The organism is Thermopirellula anaerolimosa, assembly GCF_054657335.1.
Genome location: NZ_BAAHYX010000004.1, coordinates 956,781 through 981,483 on the forward strand (window position 1 = coordinate 956,781; position 24,703 = coordinate 981,483).

Sequence of the window (24,703 nt, forward strand, 5' to 3'; positions counted from 1 at the left end):
AAGCTCCGGCCCGCCACCGGGCGGCAAAAGATTCAGGCCTTGGCCCCGCTCGCCGGCCCCGCCGAGGCGGCCTGCGCGACCGGCGGAGGCGGCGGAACCGTCCCCGCGTTTTCCACGTCCGGACGCAAACGCCCCTCGAATCGCTCCAGTTGCGGCAACAAGCCGAGCAGCGCCTCGTCGAGTCTCCGCAGGGAGTTCTGAATGCGGCCTTCGAAATAGTGCGCCAAAACCGATGCCGGAATGGCAACGCACAGGCCTGCGAAGGTCGTGACCAAAGCCGTGTAGATCCCCTGAGCCAGCATCTCGGCCCGATTGGCACCCGGCGGCAAATGCGATGTCACGAAAAACGCCTGGATCATGCCCTGGACGGTACCTAGCAACCCCAGCAGCGGCGTCACCGCCGCCGACAGGGTGAGGAACCGGACGTTCGCGTATAAGCGATCGGCCTCACGTTCGCCGGCCTCTTTCATGGCCTGCTCGACCTCGCTCAAAGGCCGGCCGACCTTCATCAGCATCGCCTTCAGAACGTTGGCCGCCGCGGAGGGATATTGTTGGCACAATCGGTAGGCCGCCCGGGGATCGAAGCCCCGCTTCTCCTGCGATATTCGGCCCAAACCGGTGATCAGCGCGTCGGGCAGAATCTTGCGCTGACGCAACCCCAGCGCCCGCTCGAAACCAAAGACCACCGTCAGTACCGACATCAACGTAATGGGGATCATCATCACACCGCCGCGGAAAGCCAGATCCAAGACGTTGATCTGCGGTACGGGGGGCGTTTCCGCCGCATCCGATGACGGGCCGCCGTCCTGATTCTGCGTTGCGGCGGATAAGGCCTCCTCCGCGCGGCGTTCCGCTTCGCGGAAGGCGTCTTCGGTCCCGGGGGTTGCATCGGCGGACTGCGGCGACGCGGCACCGGCAGCGGGGGCACCCTGAGCCTCGGACAACGGTTCCAAAGGCGGACTGGGCGGTTGCGCCCAAACACACGCCGCGTAAACGGCGACCAGTGCCGCCGAAGCGAATGTCAACGCGTCGCGCCGCACTCCACCCGCCACTCGCCCATCGCGCACGGTAAACCCTCCTCGCCGAACCGGGAAAACGGCCCAATTCGTTCACGTCACTGCCGCGTCAATCCATCCAGCTTCGCTTGGGCATCCTTGACCTTGTCGCTTTGAGGGAATTTCTCCAGCAACTCTCGGTACAATTGGGCGGCCTGTTGCGGCTTCTTCAACAATTCCAGGCACAGGGCCGCCTCGAAGGTGGCGTCGGCCTGAACCTTGGCCAATTCCGGGGAGTCGAACCCGTACGCCACTCGGAAGAAGCTCTTCACCGCCTCGTCGTATTTCTTCTCCAAAAACTGCAATTCGCCGATCATGAATTGGGCTTTGGCACCGGTCACGCCCTGAGACCGCGCCGCGGCTTGCGAGAAGTACTCCAAGGCCTTGGCGTTGTCGCCGCGATTGCGATACACGTTGCCAAGCTCGTACAAGACTTCCGCGGCCTCCGGCGCGTTGGGATCATCCTTGAGACATTGCGACAATAAGGTCACAGCCTTATCCCACTGTTTGAGTTGTGCGGCCGACTGCCCGGCATGGAGTCGCTGCAAGACGCGGAAACCGTCGGCGGCGGGGGGCGGCAACTTTTCGTAGGCGGCCAGCGCCTCGGAGTACTTCCCCAATTGGAAAAGCGATTCCGCCTCCATGAATTGGGCGTCCGCCGCGAGGGGCCCCGAAGGATAGGTCGCCCGCTGGTAGGCGAACGTCTTTTGGGCGTTGTCGTACTGCTTCATCTGATAATACGCCCAGCCCAATCGATGCGAGGCCTTTTCCCCCAACTCCGACTGTCCCGCCGCCTGCACCGTCTTGTGGAACTCCTTGGCCGCCTCGATATAGTCGCCCGACTTGTAAAACGCTTCGCCGGAGTGATACCGCGCCTCCGGCGCGTGTTCGCTATTGGGAAACTGCGCGATCAACTTGCGGAACATGTCCACGGCTTCGTCGTTTCGGCCCGCCAACTTCAAGGCCCAAGCCCACTGATAGAGTGCGCGATCCGCGTCCGGATAGTCGGCATGGTCTTTCGACAGCGTTGCGAAGGTCTTGGCGGCCTCCGCGTATTGCTTCAGGTCGATCCGCAGCAATCCCAAAGTGTAGAGCGCGTCCGCGCGATCCAACTTGCCAAGATTCCCCTGCAAAGCGGCCTGCAATTCCTGAACGGCCTCCGCGGGTTTTCCCAGCTTGCGAAGGGCAACGGCGCGCACGTAGCGCGCCTTGGCCGCCGTTTCCTCGTCGGGTTGCTTCGCCAAGAGTTCGGCCAGTAATTGCTCCGCATCTCGGGCGCGATCCTGTTTCACCAGCGTGCAAGCCAATTCGTACATGGCGGAGGGCACGAGCGTTCCCGCGGCGGGCGACTGGATGACGGCACGGTACGCTTTTTCCGCGGCGCCGAAATCCCCCAAAGCGAAACAGTATTCACCCAAGCGAAAACGCGCCCGATTGACTAACGGGCTGTTCGGGAATTGGGCCAGCATCTTTTCCAATACGGTTCGCGCATCGGCGGTACGGTCCAGACGCCGGTAGGCGGAAGCCAAGAGCAGCATCGCCTCGTCGGCGGGCGGCGCATTGGGAACCTTGGCCAAGGCTTGCAGGAAGGATTCGACCGCCTCTTGGACTTTGCCCAACTCCAACTGGCTGCGTCCCAGCAGGACGAAAGCCGCCGCCAAATCCTCCGGTCGCGTCCACTGATTGACCAAAGGCGTCAAGGTTGAGATCACGGCGTCGTGTTTGCCCGACAATTGCCGGGCCAAGAGTTGCCGCAACCGCCAGGCCACGGCCTGCGGATGCGAACCGAATTGCTTCAAGAGGTCGTCGTATAGCCCCGCCGCCTCGTCGTACTTGGTTTCGAGCAACCGCGACTCGGCCGCGATGTGCAGGACTTCCGGCGTCAACGGATGCCGGGCAAATCGTCGCAAGAACTCCTGAGTCAATTGCCAAGCCTGGGATGCATCCTCCACCTGGAGCGCGGCGTAGGCCGCCGCATACAGGGCCTCCGCCGCGGCGTTTGCGTCCGGGTTCTCCGCGGCCGCGCGGTATTCCGCAATGGAATCGGCCCGGCGATTCGGCATCTCATAAAGGGCGTCGCCGCGATCCATGTGTAGCACGGGCCGCGCCGCCTCCGGTGCGGCCTGGAGTTCGGCGTCCGTCAGCAATTCCACGACCTTTTCCGGTTGATTCTGTTTGAGCAGCACGCGGGCGATCCAGTGCAAAGCCTCGGCGCGCAGCTCGGGAATCGCCGCCGTTTTTTGCAGCAAAGGCAGCGACTGGTCGTATCGCCCGGCCAAGTACCAGCACTTGCCCGCCGCCAACTCCGCCCGATTCGCCAAACGCGATTGCGGAAACTCCTTGTTCAAGGACGCGTAGATGGCCGCCGCGGCGTCATATTGCTTCAACTGAACCAGGCAATCGCCCTCCCGAATCCTCGCCTCATCCGCCGCCGGAGTATTCTTATCCTTCGCGGCTTCCGCGAAGGATTGTCGGGCTTGCTCGAACTGCCCCGAAGCGTACAGCACCTCGCCTAGCCGGATTCGCACCTCGCCGACCAAAGCATGCGAAGGGTATTTCTCCCAAAATTGCCGATAGTACTGTGCGGCGGTCTCGCGGTCGCCGGTCTCCTCCGCCGCGAACGCCAGGGCGTACATCACGTTGGGAGCCAATTCGTGACCGGCGAAATCTTGAAGAAACCGCCGATACCCCGCGACGGCTTCCGTCTTTTTCCCAAGCAGATAATCGCATTCCGCGCGATAGAAAACCGCTTCGGCCCGGAGTTTGCCCTGCGGATAGGCGGCAAGATATCGGTCCAGCGCCGCGGCGGCTTGCGGCAGGCGTTCGGCCTTGCCTTCTCGGCCGGACTCCAGCAGCGACGCCCCCTCGTACAGCAAGGCCGACTCTCGCAGATCGGCATCCAATTGGGGGGCTTTTTCCGCCGCCTCAAAGGCCTCCGCCGCAGGCTCGTAGCGCTTCAGTTGGAACAGGCACACACCCAAATAATAACGTGCTCGCGCGGCCCGACCGTCTTGGGGAAAGTCGCGAAGAAAGCCTTGCCATTCCTCGGCGGCCAAGTCCCACGAGCCGAGATTGTGCAACTTGACGGCGGCGTTGTAACGGGGCACGGCGCCGGGCGTCTCCTCGGCCGACGCGTCGGGAATCGACGGCCCGGCCGTCACTGCCGCGAGCCACCATCCCAACACCATCACGCCCCCAAACCGCATAAGCCGGCGCGTTCCGCGTCTCATGCTTCGTCCTCGTCGCTCTGTTCCGCAAAGGGCGGGCACGGTCGGTCTCCGGCGTCCGTTTTCGTCACGGCGACTTCGCTTCCCTTCGCCCGGCAAGACCGGACCCTGCGCTTATCTTATGCTCCCCACGACCTCGGGGGAATACGAGCCGCAGTCTTCGCCCGGCGTCACCCTTCCATCGCATTTCCCGGTGAACGACGCGCGACCGGATCGCACAAGGACGTTCGCAAGACTTTCCATGCTTTGTAACGACCGAGCGGCGCCGGTATAATGCCGTCGCCATGCCCGCCGCCCGACGGTCCTTTGCCGTCGCGGTTGCAACCTTAATGCCCCGGCGCGGCCCGGTTGGGTTTTCGAGTTTTGAAGCAGCATCGCCTTTTTTGGAACAAGGAGTCGGCCCATGCGTACGACACGGACCTTCCATCCCACCGCGGTTCTTGCAATCGCCCTCCTTTGGGTTTCGGCCGACCAATGTGCGGCCCAAAAGATCTATATCCTGACCGATCTGGAGGGCGCCAGCGGCGTCTACCAATTCGCCCAAACACGAGAAGAAGGGCCGCTCAACGAAAAGGCCAAGGAGTACCTGATGGGCGACATTGCGGCAGTCGTGCAAGGTCTGTGGGCGGGCGGCGCCACGGAGATCGTGGTCCTCGACGGCCACGGTTCCCAGGCCTTCGTGCCGCACCTCATGGAACCGGGAGCGGTCTACATCACCGGGAAACCGCGGCCTTGCCTGATGTGCAAGCTCGATGGTTCTTTCGCCGGGCTGGTTCAGTTGGGCGCTCATGCCATGATGGGCACGCCCGACGGAGTCCTCTGCCACACGCAATCCTCGAAATCGGAAAACCGATACTGGTACAACGACGTCGAGTCGGGTGAATTGGCTCAGGTGGCCATCGTCGCAGGATGCTACGGCGTGCCGACGATCATGGTTACGGGAGACGAGGCCGCCTGCCGCGAAGCTCGCCAATTCTTTGGGGACGATGTCGTCACCGTGCCCGTCAAACGCGGGATATCCCGAGAGGCCGCCGAACTCTATCCCTTTGAGGAAACACGGGGCGCCCTGTTTGAAGGGGCTAAGAGGGCCATGACCGTCATCGGCAAGTGCAAGCCCTACCGCATCGAGGTCCCCATCCGCGCCAAGAAGCAGTGGTTGATCTTCGACGCCGACGGTCAAAGCCGCCTGCAAACCAAGGAAGGCATCATCGAGGATCCGCTACAATTGCTCAGCTTCTAAAACGAAGCGGGGCCAAACCCGCGGAAACGCGCGAGGCCGGTCCGCGCGGATGCTTCGCGAATCCCCTGCGTATGGTCGGCGCTCCGCCCCGACCGGGAAGATCGTCGCCGAATCGCAGATCACCTGTTCGGCCCTGACTCACGGATTGGGCTGCACTCCCCGCACTTCCAGGTTCGCGATCAACTTCCCGGCGGAGTCCCAGCGTCCGACCGCGACCGCTCCGCGCGTTTGCAGGCCGCTCGCCGCAAGCGCCGCCTCGTCGTCCGTGGGGAGCAGTGCCGCCGCGCGACCGTCAGCCAATTCCGCCTCCAACACATACCCGCCGGAAATCGGCGTCAATCGAACTTCCCTGCCCACGGATTGGTCTCGGCGGTGGGGGCGGAAAACCGTGACAAACTCGATTCGCTCGGTCGGAAGGGGCGTCTCCGCGGTCACATGCCACTCGCGAATCTTGATGCGATCCCGCGGATTCGGGTCGTATTGGTCGGTTTGCGTGAAACTCAGTCCGGCGGGAGCGAGAAACTCAACGGGACAAAGGACTTGTCCGCTCGCGGCGGTCAAACGATTGTCGCCCAACTCCATTGGCTGGGGTGAATGTAGCCGGTACTGGAACTTGACGGGCCGACGTGCCGCCAACCGGTCGAAGACCACCACCAGTTCCGGTTTGACGAACACGATGGTTCGGGTATACCGATCCAGGACGCGAGGATCGGTACCCGAGGCCGCCTTCGGATCACGGTAGCAATCGCCCGCCTCGCCCTCCACGGCGTCCACGGACGGCGTCGTGATGAAGGCGGTGATTCTCCCCTGCGCTGCCGCGGAGTGCGGAACTTGGCCGATGCCGTCCACCGTGATGTTATTGACCGACCGCGTGCTCCACATCCAGCGTACGTGATGATCGCTGCCGTACACGTCGCGACGCCCGCTCGAAACAAAGAGACGCTCGCCGTAGGCGCTAAGCAAGAAGGAGTTATTGGCGTCGTATCCGTGCGATTGCAAGCCGAACGGGCTGGACTTGAACATCACTTGCACGTTATCCCGACCGTCCAAGAGCGTGGTATTGAGCGCCGCTTGACCGATACCGCGAAAGACTCGCGACGTCGGCAAATCGAGGGGCGCGGCGGGTTCTACCGCGGGCCGCGCGCCGCGGATGAAGTCCCAAAACTCGTTTCCTTCCGGCGGTCCGCCGGTTTGTTCCACATACCACTGCCAGTGCGGATTGCGCGCCTGAGCGGCCAAGACGGCCATCAGCGGCATATTCTGCTCGGCACGCCGATCGGGGACCAAATCACCGAAACCGCCCCCCACCGTATGAGGCGGCATCAAATACAACGCGTAGTAACCCGCTCGGGAGAAGTAAGGTTTGCGGAAGGCGTCGATCCCGAACGTCGCCCGCATCACGTCCGCCCACCAAGTAAAACGATCGATGTAACTGACCCAGTAGCTCATTCCTTCGTGCCAACCGCCGTCGTCGTCGCACCAGACGGGATAGGTGTTGAAAAAGACGGTCAAAGCGAAATAGGTCCAATCGTCGGCTTCGGGTATTTCGCTGTGAAACGTCACCCCGACCTCGCCCAGAAAGTGCCACGCCCGATTGCTGTGACTGGAATACGGCTGCCACAAGTGTCGCGGACAGAGGTGGTTGAACATCTCCCGCCCGCGAATCGTCATCACTTCACGACACTTCCGCCTCTCCTCTTCGGATAGGAGGTCGTACACGAAGGTATAGGTGCGACAAAAGTAGTAGGCATACGGCATGCCCGCCTCGTCGTTGTAACGGTAACCGGTAGAGCCCACGGGATCCCATTGGGCGCAGTCCATGAGGATCCGCTTCGCCAACCGCCCATAATCCGGGTTACCGCCGATTTGGTAGGCGAACCCCAATCGGGCGGCAGCGGCCAAGGCGCGAATCGTGTATTGCCGATTGCCCCACCAAATCTTGACCCACTCCTCACTCTTGGGCGTTACCCCGGGGGGATACTTGGGCGGCTCCGCGGTTTCCGGCGGATTCTCGACGGTAGCGTCGCACGCACGGACCAAACGCTCCCACAATTCCCGCTGCGGCCCCTTCGCCGATGCCCGCAATCGCGGCAAGTCCTCCGGTCGAACGAACAATCGCGGATGCTGCCGGGGAATGCGTGCCAAAAGTTCCTCCCGGCTCGGCATCGGCATTTCCGGCACCCCCGCCGGGACCGTAAATCGCCGTGCCCGACTCCAAGTCGTCTTCCGGCCATTCCCGTCCGTGCCGCGATAGCGCCAGTAATACTCACCCGGCGGCAGCGGCTTGGATGGCGTGTGCACGTTCCAGGGAATGTCTTCGGCCGAATAGGCGGACTGCGTGAAGGCCGCATCCCGGGCCAACGACAATTCCCACGACTTGATCCCGTCTTGCGGTCTCCAGGAAAATGCCGGCGGATTGACCGCCGCCTCCCCGTCTTCCTCGGGTCGAAAACCCCATTCGCCGGGCTTGGCAGGCGACTCGTCCAAGGCGATTTCCGCGGCAACGACCAGGCCGGGTTGCGCCAACACGCATGCCGATAACACCGCTGCCGGCGCAATCAGCCACATTATGGCAGCGAAACACGTCCGCGCCTGGAAACTCCAACGATGCAGCGCGAGGTCTCGAGGCGATGTCTTCATGGCAGGTCTCGGGTCTGACGGGTTCTCGGTGTCCACCAAATCTAAAGGCGGGAACAACTTGAAAACGAAAACAGGCGGGATAGGGAGACGAATTTGTCCAACACACCTCCCGGAAAGACCGCAGCGTCGGACTCAACGTCCTCACCGTCGAAGTTTTTTCACGCCGGCCGAATTTCGGCGAGAATGGCACCTCCAGCATAGCCGGAAGCCTCCGGCACGCAAGGGCCGATCGCTGCGGTAAACCTTGCTAAACAGAAGGGCCTCGAATATAACGGTGGCCGATGCAGCGTAAAGCGTAACGCCGCAAGTTTTTCGTGCATTCCATACCTGGAGGGGCGTTGTGAGCTCTCGTCATTTGTGCATGTATTTGGCGTTATCCCTTTCGGCGGCTTGTTGGTCCGCGGTCTCGCCCTCTATTGCCGACTCTCCGCCGAATCGAATTTTCCATAACGGTCGCATCGTGACCGTGGACGATCAGTTTCGCGTGGCCGAGGCCTTCGCCGTGTCCGGGGATCGAATCGTCGCCGTGGGAACCAATGACGAAGTTCTCGCGACGGCCGGCCCGAACACGGAAAAAGTCGATCTTCAAGGTCGCATGGTCTTGCCTGGATTGATCGATTCGCACAGCCATCCGCCGCCGGCCTCGGTGTACGAGTTCGATCACGAAATCCCCACGATGAATTCGATCGAGGACGTGTTGGCCTACGTCGCCGCGCGGGCCAAGGTCGTGCCCCGCGGGAAGTGGATCGTCGTCCAGCAAGTGTTCATCACCCGATTGAAAGAACGGCGGTTTCCGACGCGGGAGGAACTCGATCGCGCAGCCCCGGAACATCCGGTAATGTTTCGGACCGGACCGGATGCCGCCCTCAATTCGTTGGCCTTGAAGGAATGCGGGATCGACCGCGATTTTCAGATCACGGACGGACAACCCGGCTTCATCGAACGCGATCCGCAGACGGGCGAACCGACCGGCATTTTGCGAAGCTGCACGCGACTGGTAAAGTATTCCACCGCCGACCGCACACCGACCCCGGATGAACGGCGCGAGGCCCTGCGCAAGCTGCTGCGTGCCTACAACGAGGTCGGCATCACGGGCGTGACGGACCGTGGGACCACCGACGCCTCGCTGGAGTTGTACGGCAGTCTTTGGGAACGCGGAGAACTCACTTGCCGCATGTTTTTGACCTACTCGGTCAACGCTCAGCAACCCATGGAGAAGATCGAGCAGGCCATCGAACGAGCAACCTCACACCCCTTCCACGCATACAATCCCTGGGTGTGGCTTCGCGGCCTCAAGATCTACTTGGACGGCGGGATGCTGACGGGCAGCGCCTACATGCTCCAGCCTTGGGGCGTGAGCAAGACCTACGGAATTACCGATCCGGAATATCGCGGCGTGCTCTTCCTGGAGCCTGAAAAGCTGTACCAAATCGCCAAGGCCGCCCTCTCTCACGATTTGCAGCTCACCGCTCACGCGGTAGGCGACGGCGCGGTCCTTGCGCTGGCCGAAGCGTACGCCCGGGTCGACCGCGAGTTCCCCGTCCGCCCGCACCGCCCGTGCATTTCTCACGCCAATTTCATGAGTCCGCAGGCCATCGGTCTGATGGCAAAACACGGTATCGTCGCCGACCTTCAACCGGCTTGGCTCTATCTTGACGGAGCCACCTTGCGGATGCACTTCGGCGACGACCGACTGCGATTCTTTCAGCCCTATGCCACGCTGTTTGCGGAGGGCGTGACGGTCGGCGGCGGTTCGGACCACATGCAGAAGCTCGGGCGAACGCGCTCCATCAACACGTACGATCCCTGGCTTGGAATGTGGACGGTCCTCACGCGACTTCCGCGCTGGACCGATTCCCCGCTCCATCCCGAAGAGGTCATCACCCGCGAGCAAGCGGTTCGACTCTACACGATCAACAACGCCTTCCTGACCTTCCAGGAGAAGATGAAAGGGTCTTTGGAAGCCGGGAAATACGCCGACTTCATCATCATCGACCGCGACATTCTGCAATGCCCGATCGACGACATCCGCGAGACCCAAGTGCTCGAAACCTGGGTGGGAGGCAAACGGGTCTATCCATAGCCTGCTCGAGGTCGGCGGGCGCGCGAGGCCGTCGACGCCTCATCGCCCGCACCGGTCGCGACGCGGCGGAATCTACCGCCGACGGAAATCAATCCGGCAATCAATCCAGATCGTAGATCGTCTCGTCCACGCGAGGCGGGCGGATGTGGCGGACCACCTGCTTCAGACTGCCGCCGCTCTGCCGAAACAGCGGTTCCTCCTGGTCCAGTTGATCGCCCAGCTCTTCCTCAATCGCCTCGGGATCTTCGCCCGCCTCCATGCGGCGGATGGCTTCCTCCATCGCCCCGCCGAATTCCAGGCCCGTGGATTGCGATAGCTTTCGCATGAGGCGTGCCATCTGGCGGGGATTCTCCTCGTCCAAATTCTCCGCCTCGCCCGCCAGATCCATCAGGGCCTGTTCCAACTTGTCCTCATCCAGTCCCGGCGGCAAGAGGTCATCTTCGCCTTCTCCCGACTCGTGCTCCGACGAACTCTTGCTCGCTCGTCCCACCGCGAAGCGCGAGACGCGGCGTTCGAGTTTCGGGCGACCGCACTTCGGACAGTCCGGTCGTTTCGTCGTGTTGATGCGACGCGAAAAGAAGCTGTAAACCGTGTGGCAATCCGCACAATAGAATTCGTAGATGGGCACGGAAACAACCTCCTCGTCTCGCGGAACCGAAAGCCCTGTAGACAGTTCCATCGATAATGTTACTCACCGTCGATGAAACGACCGATCGGCGGCGGAGCACGGCTCGCTCTCGTCCAGCCATTCCTATTATTTTCCTCAGACGGGTTGAAACGGCCAAGAGCGATTGGCCGCCGCGGTCACTCTCGGACTCGACCCCATCGGCGCAGGCGTTCCCCGGAAGCGGAAGCCTCGGTCGAGGCGGCAACTGAGAAGCATCCCGGCGGTCGTCGTATGAAATGCCCCGCCGCTGCTTTTCCGCCACCGTACTTGCTCCTTGCGAGACCGCTTGGAATCGCGTAAACTCATTTTGCGGTTAAGGATAGCCTCCTCCTCGTATTACAGGGACGCGCCATCCATGGGACGTTGGAACGGATACAACGGGCGGAGCGGACGTCTGCCACATCCTCAACGACTGGATATCAACTCGGAGCCGGAAACCGAATACGATACGCGGGCTGAGTTACGCCGCGTGGTTTGCGGTGCTCGCTTGCAGCTCCTCACATGCCAGAGCGCCGACGGTTATTGGCAGGGAGAACTGGAGGGAGACGGCATCCTTCAGAGCGAGACCGTTCTGGTGCTCGCGTTTTTCGGCAAGGAGCGATCCCCGTTGGCGGAGGCCCTCGCCAAACGACTCTTGGATACGCAACTGCCGGAAGGCGGTTGGGCCTTGTATCCGGGCGGACGGGCCGAAATCAGTGCCTCGGTCAAAGCCTATTTCGCGCTCAAGCTGACCGGCCACGATCCGGCGGCCGAACCCCTGCAACGCGCCCGAGAAATGATTCTCTCCCTGGGCGGGGCCGAACGCGTCAACAGCTTTACGCGATTCTATCTCGCGATGCTGGGCCAGATTCCTTATTCACTTTGCCCGGCGGTGCCCCCGGAGTTACTCCTGCTGCCCTCTTGGTTTCCCGTACATTTGCACGCTTTGAGCGCGTGGTCGCGAACGATGGTGGTGCCGCTGTCGGTAATCTGGGCGAAAAAACCGTCGCGACCCTTGCCCGCCGAATTGGGAATTCGCGAACTCATCCTTCGCCCGCCCGAGAAATGGCCGCCGATCCGCAAGCCGGGCGAAACCGTGCGTCGCGGCTTCGGTTGGGGCGCCTTTTTCCGCGGCATTGATCGCTTGTACAAGGCGGCGGAGCGTTCCGGACGCCTGCCGGGGCGACAACGGGCACTCCGCGCCGCCCGCGATTGGATGCTCCGGCGAATCGAAGCCGGGGACGGGTTGGGAGCGATTTATCCGCCGATCGTGTGGAGCCTGATCGCGCTGCATGCCCTGGGAGTTTCCCCCGACGATCCCGCCGTTCGCAAGACATGGCGTCAACTGGAGGGATTGGTCATCGACGACGAGCGCGGGACGCGTGTCCAACCATGCCTTTCGCCGGTTTGGGATACGGCGATCAGTATGCGAGCCTTGTTCGCTTCCGGGGCCGACGGCCATTGCGCGGCCGTCCGTAAGGCCGCCGCCTGGCTGATCGACAAGCAGATCACCACGCACGGAGATTGGTCCGAAACGGTCCGCGCCGAACCCGGCGGCTGGTGCTTCGAGCACCGCAACGACTTCTATCCCGATTGCGACGATACGGCGATGGCACTGATGGCCCTGCATGGGTTCGTCAACGGCAAGTGCAACGAGCAGTTTCCTCAGCCTTTCGCCCTGATCGACGAACGCGCGGCTCACTCCCCATCGGGCGTCGGTCGGCCCGGCGATGACGAGGAGGAAGACCTCCTGGAACGGGCGACGAGCGCCATCCATCGCGGCTTGAACTGGCTGCTCGCCATGCAGAACGATGACGGAGGCTGGGCCGCCTTCGATCGCAACAATTGCCGCCGGTTCCTCTGTCACGTCCCCTTCGCCGACCACAACGCCATGATCGACCCCAGTTCGCCGGATTTGACCGGTCGGGTCTTGGAGGCCTTGGGAACGCTGGGCCGAAGATTGGGCTGCCCGGAAGTCGATCGCGCGGTCCGCTATCTCCGCCGCAATCAGGAACCGGACGGAAGTTGGTTCGGCCGCTGGGGCGTCAACTACGTCTACGGCACCTGGCAGGCCGTCACGGGCCTCCGCGCGGTGGGCGTGCCCGAGGATGATCCCGCCGTGCAGGCCGGGGCCCAATGGCTCATCAGCCATCAACAGGCCGACGGCGGTTGGGGCGAATCCCCCGATACCTACGACCACCCCGAGCGGCGCGGACGCGGACCGACGACGCCGTCGCAGACGGCTTGGGCCGTGATGGGCCTGATCGCCGCCGGCAAGCAATCCCACCGCGCCGTCCTGCAAGGCGTGCGATTCCTTCTCGATCGCTGGTCGCCCGAGCGCGGCTGGGATGAACCTCATTTTACCGGGACGGGATTTCCGCGAGTCTTCTACCTGCGCTACCACATGTACGCGCTTTACTTTCCGATGATGGCCCTGGCGAAGTTCGCCGCATCGACGGGGCACGACACTCCACCGCCGCGCCCCCGAGTCCGCGTCGTAACTCCCGCCGAATCGCCGCGTGAAAACCTGCACACGGCATGAGGCCGACTTCACGAACCCCGTCCCATAGGATATTCCATGCGATTCCCACTCTCCCTGACACGGACGCTCAGCGCATATCTGTTGCGCCAACGTTTGGCCGGACGCCGCCGCTTTCCGCTTGTCTTAATGCTGGAACCGCTGTTCGCCTGCAACCTTCACTGCACGGGTTGCGGGCGAATTCGCGAGTACGCCGACCTCATGCGAAAACGAATGACGCCCGAGGATTGCCTCGCGGCGGCAGAGGAATGCGGCGCCCCCGTCGTCAGTATTTGCGGCGGCGAGCCCCTGATCTATCCTCATCTGGTGGAAGTCATCCACGGATTGCTGCGACAAAAGCGGCACATCTATCTGTGCACGAATGGGCTGCTCATCCCGCGGGTGTTGCCCGACATTCCCCGAACGTCGCGCATTACCTGGAACGTCCACATCGACGGCATGGAGCAAACGCACGACGCCGTCGTCGAAAAACCGGGGGGCTTTCGCGCGGCGGTGGCGGGTATTCGCGCGGCCAAGGAGGCCGGTTTTCGCGTCAATACCAATACCACCATCTACCGGCAGACCGACATGCACGAAATCGTACTGCTCCTGGAATACCTCACGGAATGCGGCGTGGACGGATTCCTGCTCTCGCCCAGCTATCCCTACGAGGTGTTTTACACGAGCGGACGCGTGCCGCTTCCATCCACACACGGTTCCGCCGATGAATCGCTCGACCCGGACGCCCTCTTTCTGACTCGCGCGGAAATCCAGGCCAAATTCGCGTCCGTTCGCGATCGTCTGCGACAATTCCGGTTAGTGACTTCACCCCTCTATCTCGACTTTCTGTGCGGCCGACGAGAACTTTCCTGCGCGGCCTGGGCCAGTCCGACTCGCAATGTGGCCGGATGGAAAAGCCCCTGCTATCTGATCACCGACGGACATTACGCCACGTTTCGAGAATGGATGGAAAAGACGGATTGGGACGCATTGGGACCGGGTCGCGACCCCCGCTGCGAACACTGCATGGTCCACTGCGGCTTTGAGACGGGCGCCGTCGTGACGGCCCAGCAATCGCTGCACGACACGCTCGCCCTGGCGATGTGGCAATTCGGCTGAGTGCGAGGCGGAGCGCCGTTCGCCGATCCGTTCGACTCGACCTCGGCCGAAGCCTTCGCGGATGTCGGCACGTCGGACATCGTTGACTGCGAAATGACGGCCGTCGAGCATGGCGGCCGTCTCTTCAGCCGGGAAAACGCTGCGAGAACGATCCGCAGGGTGTGCCCCTCGAGCCGAGCAGGTATAATTCCTCACGAAGTCCTTCGCCGCCCAACCGGGACGTCTCGGTAAAAGGCGGCGGTTTTGGTTACGCATACGCCGGACGTTCCACGAACGTAGGTTGGAACTCCAGCGGACCGCTTGCTTCCAGGAGGCGACCGATGCTGCGCGTATCATGGTTGTTACCAACGCTTTACCTGTGGGGCCTATGGGCGGTATTGCCGACCGCGGCGTTCGGCGACGAGGGCGCGGAAACCGCCTGGCGGAGCCTTTTCGACGGCAAAACGACGGAGGGCTGGCGGGGGTACAAGATGGATCGCATGCCGCCGGGTTGGAAGGTCATCGACGGGGCGTTGGTCCGCGTGCAAGGCGGCGCCGGCGGCAAGGGAGCGGGCGGCGGAGACGACATCATCACCGTCGAGCAATTCGATGACTTCGAACTCGAGTTGGAATGGCGACTGATGGACCGCGGCGGCAACAGCGGCATCATCCTTCGCGCATCCGAAGACGCCGTGACATCGTGGCATACCGGACCCGAGGTTCAAGTGCTCGACAACACGGCGTATCCCGGGCGCGATCCGCGGCAATTGGCCGGCGCCTGCTACGACCTCTACGCCCCCGCCAAAGATATGACGCGTCCCTTGGGAGAATGGAACAAAGTTCGTATCGTGGCCAAAGGCAACCACATCGAGCACTGGTTGAACGGCGAAAAGATCGTCGAGTACAAGTTAGGAAGCGACGACTGGAATCGCCGCGTCGCCGACAGCAAATTCAAGAACATGCCGCACTTCCAAAGGCCGCCCGCCAAGGGCCATATCTGCCTACAGGATCACACAAGCCGCGTGGAATATCGGAATATTCGCATTCGTCCCCTGAAGGAGTCCGAATGATAACGGAGGTCAAGACCGTCACGGCGCGGGCACCGCATCGTAGACCGCAACCTCGAACGGTGCCAGTTCGAAGCGTCGCGGTTTGCCCGCCTCGACCACGATCGGGCTTCCTTCCCAATCCTGCCAAGGGCTGACCAGACGATAGACGACCGGGACGCCGGGAGGGAGTTCGAAGGCCTGCGCCACATCGATCTCGACGGATCGCGCCTCCGATGTGGGATTGCGTAGAGCCAACATGCCGCCGCGAGGTTGCCAAGCGGCGAAACCGTACGCCTCTCCCGCGCCCGGGTCGCCGCCGATCCAATGGACATCCGCCAAAATATCGGCGTTCTTCGCCGACCAACGCGCGCCTTCCGCCAGAACGTCCCACATTTCCGGCGTCAGCGACTGGGGTCGAACGTACAGTTCCTGCAACTGCGTGCCCGAGGCGAAGAAGGATCGCACTTCGCTCTTCCATTCGGCAAGGTTGTCGGAAAGCCCCGCCGCCGTACCGTAGCGGGCATGCACGATGCCTTGCGTCATCAAGGAATTCAAGGGATAGAGCGGCGCTCGTCCGACCACTTGCCGATACACGATCATATCGCGGTAGGTGATCCATTGCTGCCGCCGGGAACCCGTCCCATGAAAGCCCATGTCGTTGCCGTCTCGCCAAATGGAATCCACATAAAGGAGCCAAAAAGGCGACGGCCAGGTGCCGGTCGTGGCATTGATGAATACATCCGCCCGATGCTCCCGCAGGTCGCCGGCCAATCGCAGCAAGGCGTCCACGTCGGCGGCGAATTCGTCGCCGGCACCTCGAGACGACAGCCCTTGCGACAAGCCGTCGAACTTGAAGGCATTGACGCCGTAACGGTCCATCATTTCCAAACAGACGTCGCGGAATCGGGCATAGTACTTCGGTCCGGCCAACGAAAACCCGTTGCGATTGGTCTCGAAGCCTTGCGCGCGGCCGTATTGCAGACGGCGCTCTTTCCATTCTCCGTAACCGCCCCAAGGAGAAAGCCAGACCCCTACGGCGCCCCCCGCCTTCTCCGCCGCCGCCCGGACCGCGGTAAACCCACGCGGAAATCCTTCGTGAAAGCCCCAGAGCGTCCGCGGGTCGTCCCAACCGTCGTCCAGCAAAAAGCCGTGAAGCCGCACGCCCCGTTGTGCGACCAGATTCCGCTCAAAGACCTCGATCGCCTCCAGGCATTCCCTTTCATCCATGGCTTTTCCCGCCCACGAGATGTCGTACCAACTGTTGTAGTGCAGAAAGGGCGCGTACGGTCGCGGTCGCTGTCGTTCCAGATAATAGGCGAATGCCCGGCGCAATTGACCGACCGGTGACACGCCGAAGACGCAACTCCGCGAGAACGACGCGGGCCCGGCGCCGGAGGGATACCGGGGGACCTTGGCGGAGCAAACGACGGCGCCGTCCCGGATGCCGTTATTCGCCGTAGGGTGTTCGCACCCCAAGAACACGTTGCCCAGCACCACGGGCGACCCATCCACGCTTCCCGCTTCCTGCCCTCCGGGCGCAGCGACCCGAAGGACCGTCAGTTCCGCCGCGTCCCGGACGCCCTCCTCGCCGCGCAGGGTCCACTCACAGCGTACGTAATTCGCGTCGTCGCGGAGTTCGGCCGCCCAGTCCAGCGCAAGGTCGCCCTCTTGCAAGCGGAGAGAAGCGCTCGCCCGCCATCCGCCCCGGCGATCCGCCGCTCGCAACGCGGCGGGGTTCGGCGGGATCCGCTGCAACCGGATCTCGTCCGTCGCAACGAACGATGCGGCCGAATGAATCGTGCCGTCCCCCAGCGCGAGCGCAAAAGACTCGTCCGGAACGGCGTCGATCGACATTTCGGCGGCCTTGTCCACGATTTCGTACAAGCCGAGGCGTCCCGACTCCAACCGCCAAACCACGCGGAGGACTTCATTTTCGAAAACAAGACGATGACCTTCGATTCGAGCCTCCGCCCGCCCCGGCGGATTTCCCGGATACGTCAGAGCCTCGACCGTGGAAGCGACCGCCGATCCCAACACGGCGACCGTGACGGCAATCAGGGATCTTCTCCAACGCTTACCGACTTGCATCGCTCGCCTCCAATCCGACCTTGGCCCGTTGAAATACCGCCGATCGCATGCCGGCGAAACATTGGTACAGGAAACCGATCGCCGTGCATCCCGGTAAGGTGAGTTTGCGGCCTTCGCTCCATCCGATGCGCCGACAAACCGCCGGACATTCAACCGGAGGAGTCCTTCGGCAGCGATTCTTCGCCCCGATCCTCCCCGCTTGGCGACGACTCCTTCGAGTCTTCCACCGGTACCAGCTCGCTCTCCGACGGTGCCGCTGCCGCCGAGTTCGGCCGCGCGGCGTTTGTCGGCAGCAGAGACTTCTTCCCAATTCGGGGTCCCAGGATCATGGCGACGGCAAACAGCCCCAACGTTTCCGCCGTAATGAGAACGCCTTGGTACTTGGGCCAAACGGCGCAAACGATGGTCGCCGCCAACACCGCCGCGGCAGACAGCATGATTCCTAGCGCCAGTCGCCAACCGGCAAGGAAGATGGTTCGGATCGTGACAAGCAGGATCGGCGCCGCGGCCGACAAGACCACCGCATACCCCAACGGCAGGTACTCCTGGGCGTAATACATCAAGGGATAGCTTCCGGCGAACAGCCCGACCGTCAGCAAGAGCATCCAGCGATCAAACGCGGGTCGCTCCGCCGCCAGGGCCATCAGTCCCGCCGCAAGGCCGAAGAAAACAATGCTCAACGGTCCCAACCAACGGAGTTCCCCGAGGCGATCGACGGGGGCGATTCCCAACACATCCAGTTGGATGGCCCGCCCGAAAAGGAGGCGATCGTATTCCCAAGTGTACTCGGCCCCGCCCCCGGAAGACCCGACCCGCGTGGGCTGGAGGGAAAGCTCCATCAAACGCACGTCGGAACCCGTCGTCCTGAGTTTGAGCGAAAGCTTGTTCTCGACGCCTCCCGGGGGAATATCGAGACGAAAGACGCCGCGTCCGACGGCGGCATAGGTTACTTCCAGCGGTTGGGGCATTTCCTTGAGTGGGACGCGACATCTCAGCTCACCACGGGAAACCTCGACGGCTTCGCAAGGCTCGCCGTTCAGGGTAATTTGCAATTCCGCCAACGAAATGATCTCGGGCGGCAAAGGCAGGGAAACGAGGCATTCGCTTTCCGTGTTGGTCGGCGAGCGGGCTTCGAGATTTCCTTGAAATTGCGCCTCATAGATGGAAACGGGCATTACGGTCCCCACGCTCAAGCGAGGAGTCAAGGTGACTTCCGCCTGAAGCGTCGTGATCTTCGCCGGCGAAACGGGCGCAGACGGTTCCACTCCCGATTGAGGCGTCTCGGGAGCAAATACGGCGACCCCCTGCTCCGGCGCCGCGGATTTCAACGCCGACCGCCGCGCGGACTCCCGGGCGCTTTGCACGGCCGGAAGGAGGAGTCCGATCAGCACGCCGATGATGAGTATCACTACCAGCAGTTCGACGAGCGTGAACCCTCTGCTATTTCGCTGCATGACGGGACCTCCCGATGAGAAAAACCGATCGTCGCCTCTCGGTGCCATCACCGCCGCGACCGCAGTATATTCCGACCGCACCGCCCCGGCAATCTTTTTCGAATCGGCGTCGTTGCACGGAATGTGCGATGTCAGAGCCGATATTAGTCGGTATGCCCCGAGTTTCGTCAGGCCCTTGAGATTGCGTCTCTCGCCCGGGATAATGGAGTTCCCTCCATACCGGAGGGCCGACGCCCTAAGCGGTGTCTTGCGTCACGAAGAATCTCCCACCCCTATTTGCGGCCCGATCGTTCGACCGTCAATTTGCCCATACACGCCGTAGGAGGCCCCCATGAACGTCTTGATGCTCGTCGGCGATTACGTGGAAGACTACGAGGTGATGGTGCCCTTCCAAGCCCTGCAAATGGTCGGCCTGGCCGTCCATGCGGTATGCCCCGGCAAGAAGTCGGGAGAGCGTGTGCGCACGGCGGTCCACGACTTCGACGGGGCGCAGACGTACTGCGAGCGACCGGGCCACGATTTCACCCTCAACGCCGACTTCGACGCCGTCAACCCCGACGATTATGCCGGATTGTGCATTCCCGGTGGCAGGGCGCCGGAGTACCTTCGGCTGAACAAACGGGTGTTGGAGATCGTGCGCCGTTTCGCCGAAGCGAAGAAGCCCATCGCGGCGGTCTGTCATGGGGCGCAGTTGTTGACGGCGGCAGGGGTTTTGAAGGGTCGCCTGTGCACCTGCTATCCCGCCGTAGGCCCCGAAGTGGCCGCCGCCGGCGCCACTTATGTGGAGATTGACTTGGACAAGGCCTACGTGGACGGCAACCTGGTCACGGCCCCGGCCTGGCCCGCCCATCCCGAGTGGCTGCGACGTTTCTTGGATCTGCTGGGTGTAACCATTCAACTGCCGGAGTGATGAGAGTCCCGCCGCAGTCCGGCGTCCTGGAGCGACACTCGATATCGGGACCTTCCGCCGTGAGAGCAGAAGGCAATCCGACGCTGGTCGCCGAACTCGCAGGCCGCAAGCCGATCGTTTTTCGTGCCGCCCGGCGATAACGCAAACTCTACGTTAGCAACAGAGGATTTCACGATGACTTCTTTGCCGCAAACCGTCTTGGGTCTGCTGATCGGGCTGGCCCCGCTCGTTTTGGCCTGCTCGCAGGACGCCGCCCGCGCCCCGGCTCAACCAACTCAAGCGACACAAGCTGCCGATTCGCAACCCGGAAGCGCCGCGCCCGAAGCGACTGGGCGCCGTTTGAGTTCCGCCTCGGTAAGTCCGACGACCTCCGGCACGGTCCCCGGCCCGACTTGGCTGAGATTCCACGGGCCGCGGGGAGATAACATCTCCGACGACACGGGGCTTCTCAAGACCTGGCCTGAGGACGGTCCGGAACTGCTGTGGAAAGTCGAGGGCATCGGCAACGGGTTCGCTTCCGTTACCGTGTCGGACGGTCGGATTTTCACTGCCGGCAACGTCGAAGATCAACTGCTTGTTTCCGCTTTGGACATGGACGGGAAGATCCTTTGGCAAACGCCCAACGGGCCGGCTTGGACGAAGAACTACCCCGGCGCACGCGGGACGCCCACCTTGGACGGCGACCGCGTCTATCACCTCGGCGGATCGGGCGACTTGATTTGCCTCCAGGCGACGGACGGGGCCGTCCTATGGAAGACCAATATCCTGGAAAAGTTCGGCTCCCAACCGCCGGAATGGGGACTCGCCGAGTCGGTGCTGATTGACGGCAATCGCGTCATCTGCACGCCCGGCGGTCCGAATACATGCATCGTCGCCCTGGACAAAATGACGGGCGAGACCGTTTGGCAGTCGGAATCGGCCGAAGGGGACGGCCCCTCGTACGGCACGCCCCAGTTGGCAGAATGGGAAGGCATGCGGATCGTACTCAACATGACGGCCAAGGCCCTGGTCGGCGTGGATGCCGACTCCGGCAAGTTGCTCTTCCGGCATCCGCACGAGACCGCCTACGACGTCAATGCCTGCATGCCGCTCTTCCATGACGGCAAGGTCTTCATCAGCACGGGCTACGGCAGCGGATCGGAGCTGATCGGTTTGAAGAAAGAGGGCGAACGCATATCGGCTGAGCAACTCTGGGAGAACAAGGACCTCGACAACCATCACGGCGGCGTGATCTTATACGAAGGATTTCTCTACGGATCGAACTTCCGGGGAAAATGGGTCTGTCTGGACTGGAACACGGGTGAGACGAAGTACACCGAAAACGGCGTCGGAAAAGGCTCCGCGACGCTCGCCGACGGGATGCTGTACACCTACAGCGAACGCAAGAAGGTGGGCTTGGTCCCGGCGGTCTCCGACGCGCACGAACCGGTCGGCTCGTTCACGATCCCGTCGGATGAACGCGAACAATCCTGGGCCCATCCCGTGGTCCTCGACGGACGCCTTTATCTGCGGCACGGCAACTTGCTCTTTGCGTACGATATTCGCGGAAAGTGAACGTGCCGGGCACGTAAGAGCGGCAGGCAAACAGCGGCCATCCATCGGATTTCAAGGCTTCCATGTAAAGGGTTTCGATTCGCGCGGATCGGTCAACGGTTCCCAAACATTTCCTTCAACAAGAGGATTTCAGCGATGATGCAGCGACGCGAGTTCGTGGCGGGTTCGGCGGCGGCGCTAGTGAGCGGCGTCGCTTGGCAGGCTTCCGAGGCGGAAGAGCGTCCCATGCGGCAACTCATGGAATTGCGGCACTATTCCCTGGCTTCCGAGGCAAAACGTGAATCGCTGGAAAAATTCCTCGCCGAAGCCGCGATCCCGGCCTGGAACCGTATGGGCATTCAACCGGTGGGCGTGTTCCGCCCGATCGAAAGCGAAGACCTGGGCCTTTGGGTCCTGCTGGCTCACGGTACGCCGCTGACGATCGTGACGGAATCGACCCGATTGATGGAGGACGAAGCGTATCTCGAAGCAAGCAAAGCCTTGCCGGATTCCTTCGATGATCCCGCCTATCAACGGATCGAAAGCAGCCTGTTGCTGGCGTTCTCCGCCATGCCCAAGGTGGAAGTTCCCACGCAAGCGGCTAGCCGGGTGCTTCAGCTTCGAATCTACGAAAGCCACAATCTGCCGACGCATCTCAAGAAGGTGGAGATGTTCGAGGGCGGCGGAGAGTTGGAGATATTCCATCGCGTGGGTCTGAACCCTGTCTTCTTCGGCCGCGCCCTGATCGGCTCCAAGTTGCCCAATCTGACCTACATGCTGGCCTTCGACAACATGGACGCACAGAAGGCGGCCTGGGAGGCCTTCGTAAAAGATCCGCAGTGGACGGAGTTGAAGGCTCGGCCCGAGTATGCGAATACGGTCTCGAACATCACCAACATCCTGCTGTCGCCGAGTCCCGGTTCGCAGATTTGACGGTCGCCGAGCGGACCGCACCCGTCGCACCAACGACAAAGTGTTCCCGTCGGCCTTTCCGCGGGCGGCGCGGTGCATGTCGTCCGTCGCCCGCGGGGGGATTGTATCGGTTCGCACTCAGTCCCGCAGGCCCCATCGGACCGTGCCGTTGCGCGATACGGTTGCGCGAAAGACTTGCCCCCCGGCCCGAACCGTCAACGTCCCCGAGTTCCATTCCTGCGAGACGGGAGACTCCGCGGACGGTGCATCGACGGAGCCATACACGTCGAATCGGTCTTCCGGACGAAATGGGACTCCGTCACGCTCAATGACGGCAAAGCTCGTCTTGGGATCGAATCTCACACGCAATGCTTGACCGGCAATTCCGCGGTACAGGATTTCGCGCTCGGTCTCTAATCGACGGAGGTCGAGCGAGGCGGAGTCGCAGCGTGCCTGAAAGGCCCGGAAATCGCCGAAGTCGGGGCCTTCCCCAACTTCCATCACCAGGCCGCACAGTCCCGCGTCGTCCGCGCGAACGACCATGAACTTTTCTTCGCCATAGACTTCAGGGACTTTTTCCGTCCACTCGCGCCACGGCCCCAGACGAAACGACCGAATCACGACGAAAGTCTTTTCCAAGCCGATGAGCACTTTGTCTTTCGAAAAACGCACGGCGGCGTGGCTCGGATATTGCAAGAAGAACGTGTCGCCGGGTCGGGCGTCCTTCATCCACACCAGCATGTTGCGGTATTGGGCGGTGCGTTCGTCAGGTTTGATGGCGGCATGGGAACCGGGAGGGTCCGTTTGCAGCACGACGTAATCGACACCGCGAACCGAACTGAATGCCCCCAGACTCATGACACGACAGTTTTCCGGCGTCGCCCGCTCCGAGAAATCGCCGGCCAGGCTCCCCAGTTGGTAAGTCCGGGCAATGTACAACGTCTCCCGGTACCGCGGTCGCTCAGGCCCCTGAGGCAACGACCAATAAGCGTAGGACGGTTTCGTGTTGATCATCTCCACGGGCCGAGAAAAATTCTTTCGGGCGAGATGCACGACCGCCTGCGGCGGGCGATATGCGCTCGTCACGGCGTGGACGTCGTCTTCATAGGGGCGCGGATCGGAAATCGGACAATCGCCGAACCACAAATAAAGCATGTGGGAGGAAAGGGCCCCGAAGACGACGTTGCCGCCTCCGTAATCGCGGCAGGAAGGCCCCAGCATCCCGCCGCGGTAATACTTCAAGGCGCCCGCCGTACAAAGCCAATCCAAAGCGGCCTTGGCGGCGGCTTTCATTTCCGGATCCTGCGCGAAGTCGTACAGATTGAGCCACGCCGAGATGCCGTGACTGAGGTAGTTTTCGGAATCCCACTCGCTCATACCGACGCGATAGAGGGACGCGACGTAATCGATCAGCTTTTCGCGGTACGCCGCCTGTGTGTCGCGGTTTCCCGTCGCTTCGGCGAAGAGATAGACGCTCACCTCGCGCATGATGCGCAGATTGTCGGTGGATCGCTTATCGACCTGAAAACCGCGAATCTCCGGCGTCCACCCTTCGCCCCCTTTTCCCCGACCGAAAATCGGATGCGGTTGCTCGGCAGGGTCGCGGGCGGTCCAGATCTTCGCCGCGCGACTCATCCGCTCGCGATAGTCGGGATCGAGGTACGGGCCGAAAAGAAAATACTTGCGAACCTGCCCTTTGAGGGTAAAGCACGGATAGAAGTCGATGCCCAAAGTGTGGGCGTGCCACCTTTCGGCATCGGCGTCCTTGGATTGGAGGAAGGCGATCGCCCGTTCGCGGTGCCCCGCCAAGAAGTCGAACATGGCCTTGGGATAAGACGCCTTCTCGCTCTCGAAGAAGGTGGTCCCGTAGCGCCCTTGGCCTCCGGAGTCGAAAAACCGGATTGCGTGGGCGGCGCGGGCTTGGAATTCCCGTTCCCATTCTTCGGGCCAGGGGTTGCGCAAGGCGTCGGGCACGGAGGGAATCGGCACACCGCCGACGCTCGAACGTGCCCCATTCTCCCCGCCCGAAGCACGCGACGCGGCGACAAAGACCACGCTTAGCAAGAGAAGCCCTGCAAGGTGCCGTTTCATAAATCCCCCGGCCTCGATTCGTGCGAAGTATTCCCGGCGTCATCCTCCCCCATTATGCCCCATGATGTACGGCGACAATTCACGTCGCAAGAGTGCCGAAGATAGGCTGAAACAGGACTGCGGATGGCGATCGCGGGCCGCTACGGCGCGGCCGAGAGG

Annotated in this window: 15 protein-coding genes; 8 read left to right on the plus strand and 7 right to left on the minus strand. The window is 62.2% G+C overall.

What is annotated here, in order from left to right; all coding sequences use genetic code 11:
* Positions 1 to 32: 32 nt before the first annotated feature.
* Positions 33 to 1,067 (minus strand): MotA/TolQ/ExbB proton channel family protein, encoded by a 1,035-nt coding sequence (locus tag ACYQ6J_RS04195; protein WP_460182940.1) that lies wholly within the window; start codon positions 1,065 to 1,067, stop codon positions 33 to 35.
* 47 nt (positions 1,068 to 1,114) lie between these two features.
* Entirely contained in the window at positions 1,115 to 4,285 is a 3,171-nt protein-coding gene (locus ACYQ6J_RS04200; RefSeq protein WP_460182941.1) for a tetratricopeptide repeat protein, read from the minus strand.
* 400 nt (positions 4,286 to 4,685) lie between these two features.
* On the opposite strand from ACYQ6J_RS04200, the gene ACYQ6J_RS04205 reads away from it, so the two are divergent.
* Positions 4,686 to 5,522 (plus strand): M55 family metallopeptidase, encoded by an 837-nt coding sequence (locus ACYQ6J_RS04205; RefSeq protein WP_460182942.1) that lies wholly within the window; start codon positions 4,686 to 4,688, stop codon positions 5,520 to 5,522.
* Between the two features lie 138 nt (positions 5,523 to 5,660).
* On the opposite strand, the gene ACYQ6J_RS04210 is transcribed toward ACYQ6J_RS04205, so the two are convergent.
* Positions 5,661 to 8,162: a DUF4962 domain-containing protein gene (locus ACYQ6J_RS04210; RefSeq protein ID WP_460182943.1), complete on the minus strand. Its 2,502-nt coding sequence runs from the start codon at positions 8,160 to 8,162 to the stop codon at positions 5,661 to 5,663.
* A gap of 340 nt (positions 8,163 to 8,502) precedes the next feature.
* Here ACYQ6J_RS04210 and ACYQ6J_RS04215 point away from each other — a divergent pair, with 340 nt between their 5' ends.
* Positions 8,503 to 10,245: an amidohydrolase gene (locus ACYQ6J_RS04215; protein ID WP_460182944.1), complete on the plus strand. Its 1,743-nt coding sequence runs from the start codon at positions 8,503 to 8,505 to the stop codon at positions 10,243 to 10,245.
* 100 nt (positions 10,246 to 10,345) lie between these two features.
* On the opposite strand, the gene ACYQ6J_RS04220 is transcribed toward ACYQ6J_RS04215, so the two are convergent.
* Entirely contained in the window at positions 10,346 to 10,873 is a 528-nt protein-coding gene (locus ACYQ6J_RS04220; protein ID WP_460182945.1) for an FmdB family zinc ribbon protein, read from the minus strand.
* A 394-nt stretch (positions 10,874 to 11,267) separates the two neighbouring features.
* Here ACYQ6J_RS04220 and ACYQ6J_RS04225 point away from each other — a divergent pair, with 394 nt between their 5' ends.
* The 3 genes from ACYQ6J_RS04225 (at position 11,268) to ACYQ6J_RS04235 (ending at position 15,577) form a co-directional block, all read left to right on the plus strand.
* Positions 11,268 to 13,433, plus strand: coding sequence for a terpene cyclase/mutase family protein (locus tag ACYQ6J_RS04225; protein WP_460182946.1), 2,166 nt, complete (start codon positions 11,268 to 11,270; stop codon positions 13,431 to 13,433).
* A gap of 36 nt (positions 13,434 to 13,469) precedes the next feature.
* Positions 13,470 to 14,528, plus strand: coding sequence for an adenosyl-hopene transferase HpnH (gene hpnH / locus ACYQ6J_RS04230; RefSeq protein ID WP_460182947.1), 1,059 nt, complete (start codon positions 13,470 to 13,472; stop codon positions 14,526 to 14,528).
* 320 nt (positions 14,529 to 14,848) lie between these two features.
* On the plus strand, positions 14,849 to 15,577 hold the full coding sequence (locus ACYQ6J_RS04235) for a 3-keto-disaccharide hydrolase (protein ID WP_460182948.1): 729 nt from the start codon (positions 14,849 to 14,851) through the stop codon (positions 15,575 to 15,577).
* 18 nt (positions 15,578 to 15,595) lie between these two features.
* Here ACYQ6J_RS04235 and ACYQ6J_RS04240 read toward each other — a convergent pair whose 3' ends face one another.
* A complete protein-coding gene (locus tag ACYQ6J_RS04240) occupies positions 15,596 to 17,644 on the minus strand; it encodes an alpha-galactosidase (RefSeq protein ID WP_460182949.1) in 2,049 nt (682 codons plus the stop codon).
* Between the two features lie 149 nt (positions 17,645 to 17,793).
* Positions 17,794 to 19,098: a type II secretion system protein gene (locus tag ACYQ6J_RS04245; protein ID WP_460182950.1), complete on the minus strand. Its 1,305-nt coding sequence runs from the start codon at positions 19,096 to 19,098 to the stop codon at positions 17,794 to 17,796.
* A gap of 331 nt (positions 19,099 to 19,429) precedes the next feature.
* Between ACYQ6J_RS04245 and ACYQ6J_RS04250 the strand changes: the two genes are divergently transcribed.
* From ACYQ6J_RS04250 to ACYQ6J_RS04260, 3 genes are all read left to right on the plus strand, one after another.
* Entirely contained in the window at positions 19,430 to 20,008 is a 579-nt protein-coding gene (locus ACYQ6J_RS04250; protein WP_460182951.1) for a DJ-1/PfpI family protein, read from the plus strand.
* A gap of 174 nt (positions 20,009 to 20,182) precedes the next feature.
* Entirely contained in the window at positions 20,183 to 21,562 is a 1,380-nt protein-coding gene (locus ACYQ6J_RS04255) for a PQQ-binding-like beta-propeller repeat protein (RefSeq protein WP_460182952.1), read from the plus strand.
* 135 nt (positions 21,563 to 21,697) lie between these two features.
* Positions 21,698 to 22,474, plus strand: a complete 777-nt coding sequence (locus ACYQ6J_RS04260; RefSeq protein WP_460182953.1) for an NIPSNAP family protein — start codon at positions 21,698 to 21,700, stop codon at positions 22,472 to 22,474.
* A 117-nt stretch (positions 22,475 to 22,591) separates the two neighbouring features.
* On the opposite strand, the gene ACYQ6J_RS04265 is transcribed toward ACYQ6J_RS04260, so the two are convergent.
* A complete protein-coding gene (locus tag ACYQ6J_RS04265) occupies positions 22,592 to 24,544 on the minus strand; it encodes a hypothetical protein (protein WP_460182954.1) in 1,953 nt (650 codons plus the stop codon).
* Between the last annotated feature and the right edge of the window lie 159 nt (positions 24,545 to 24,703).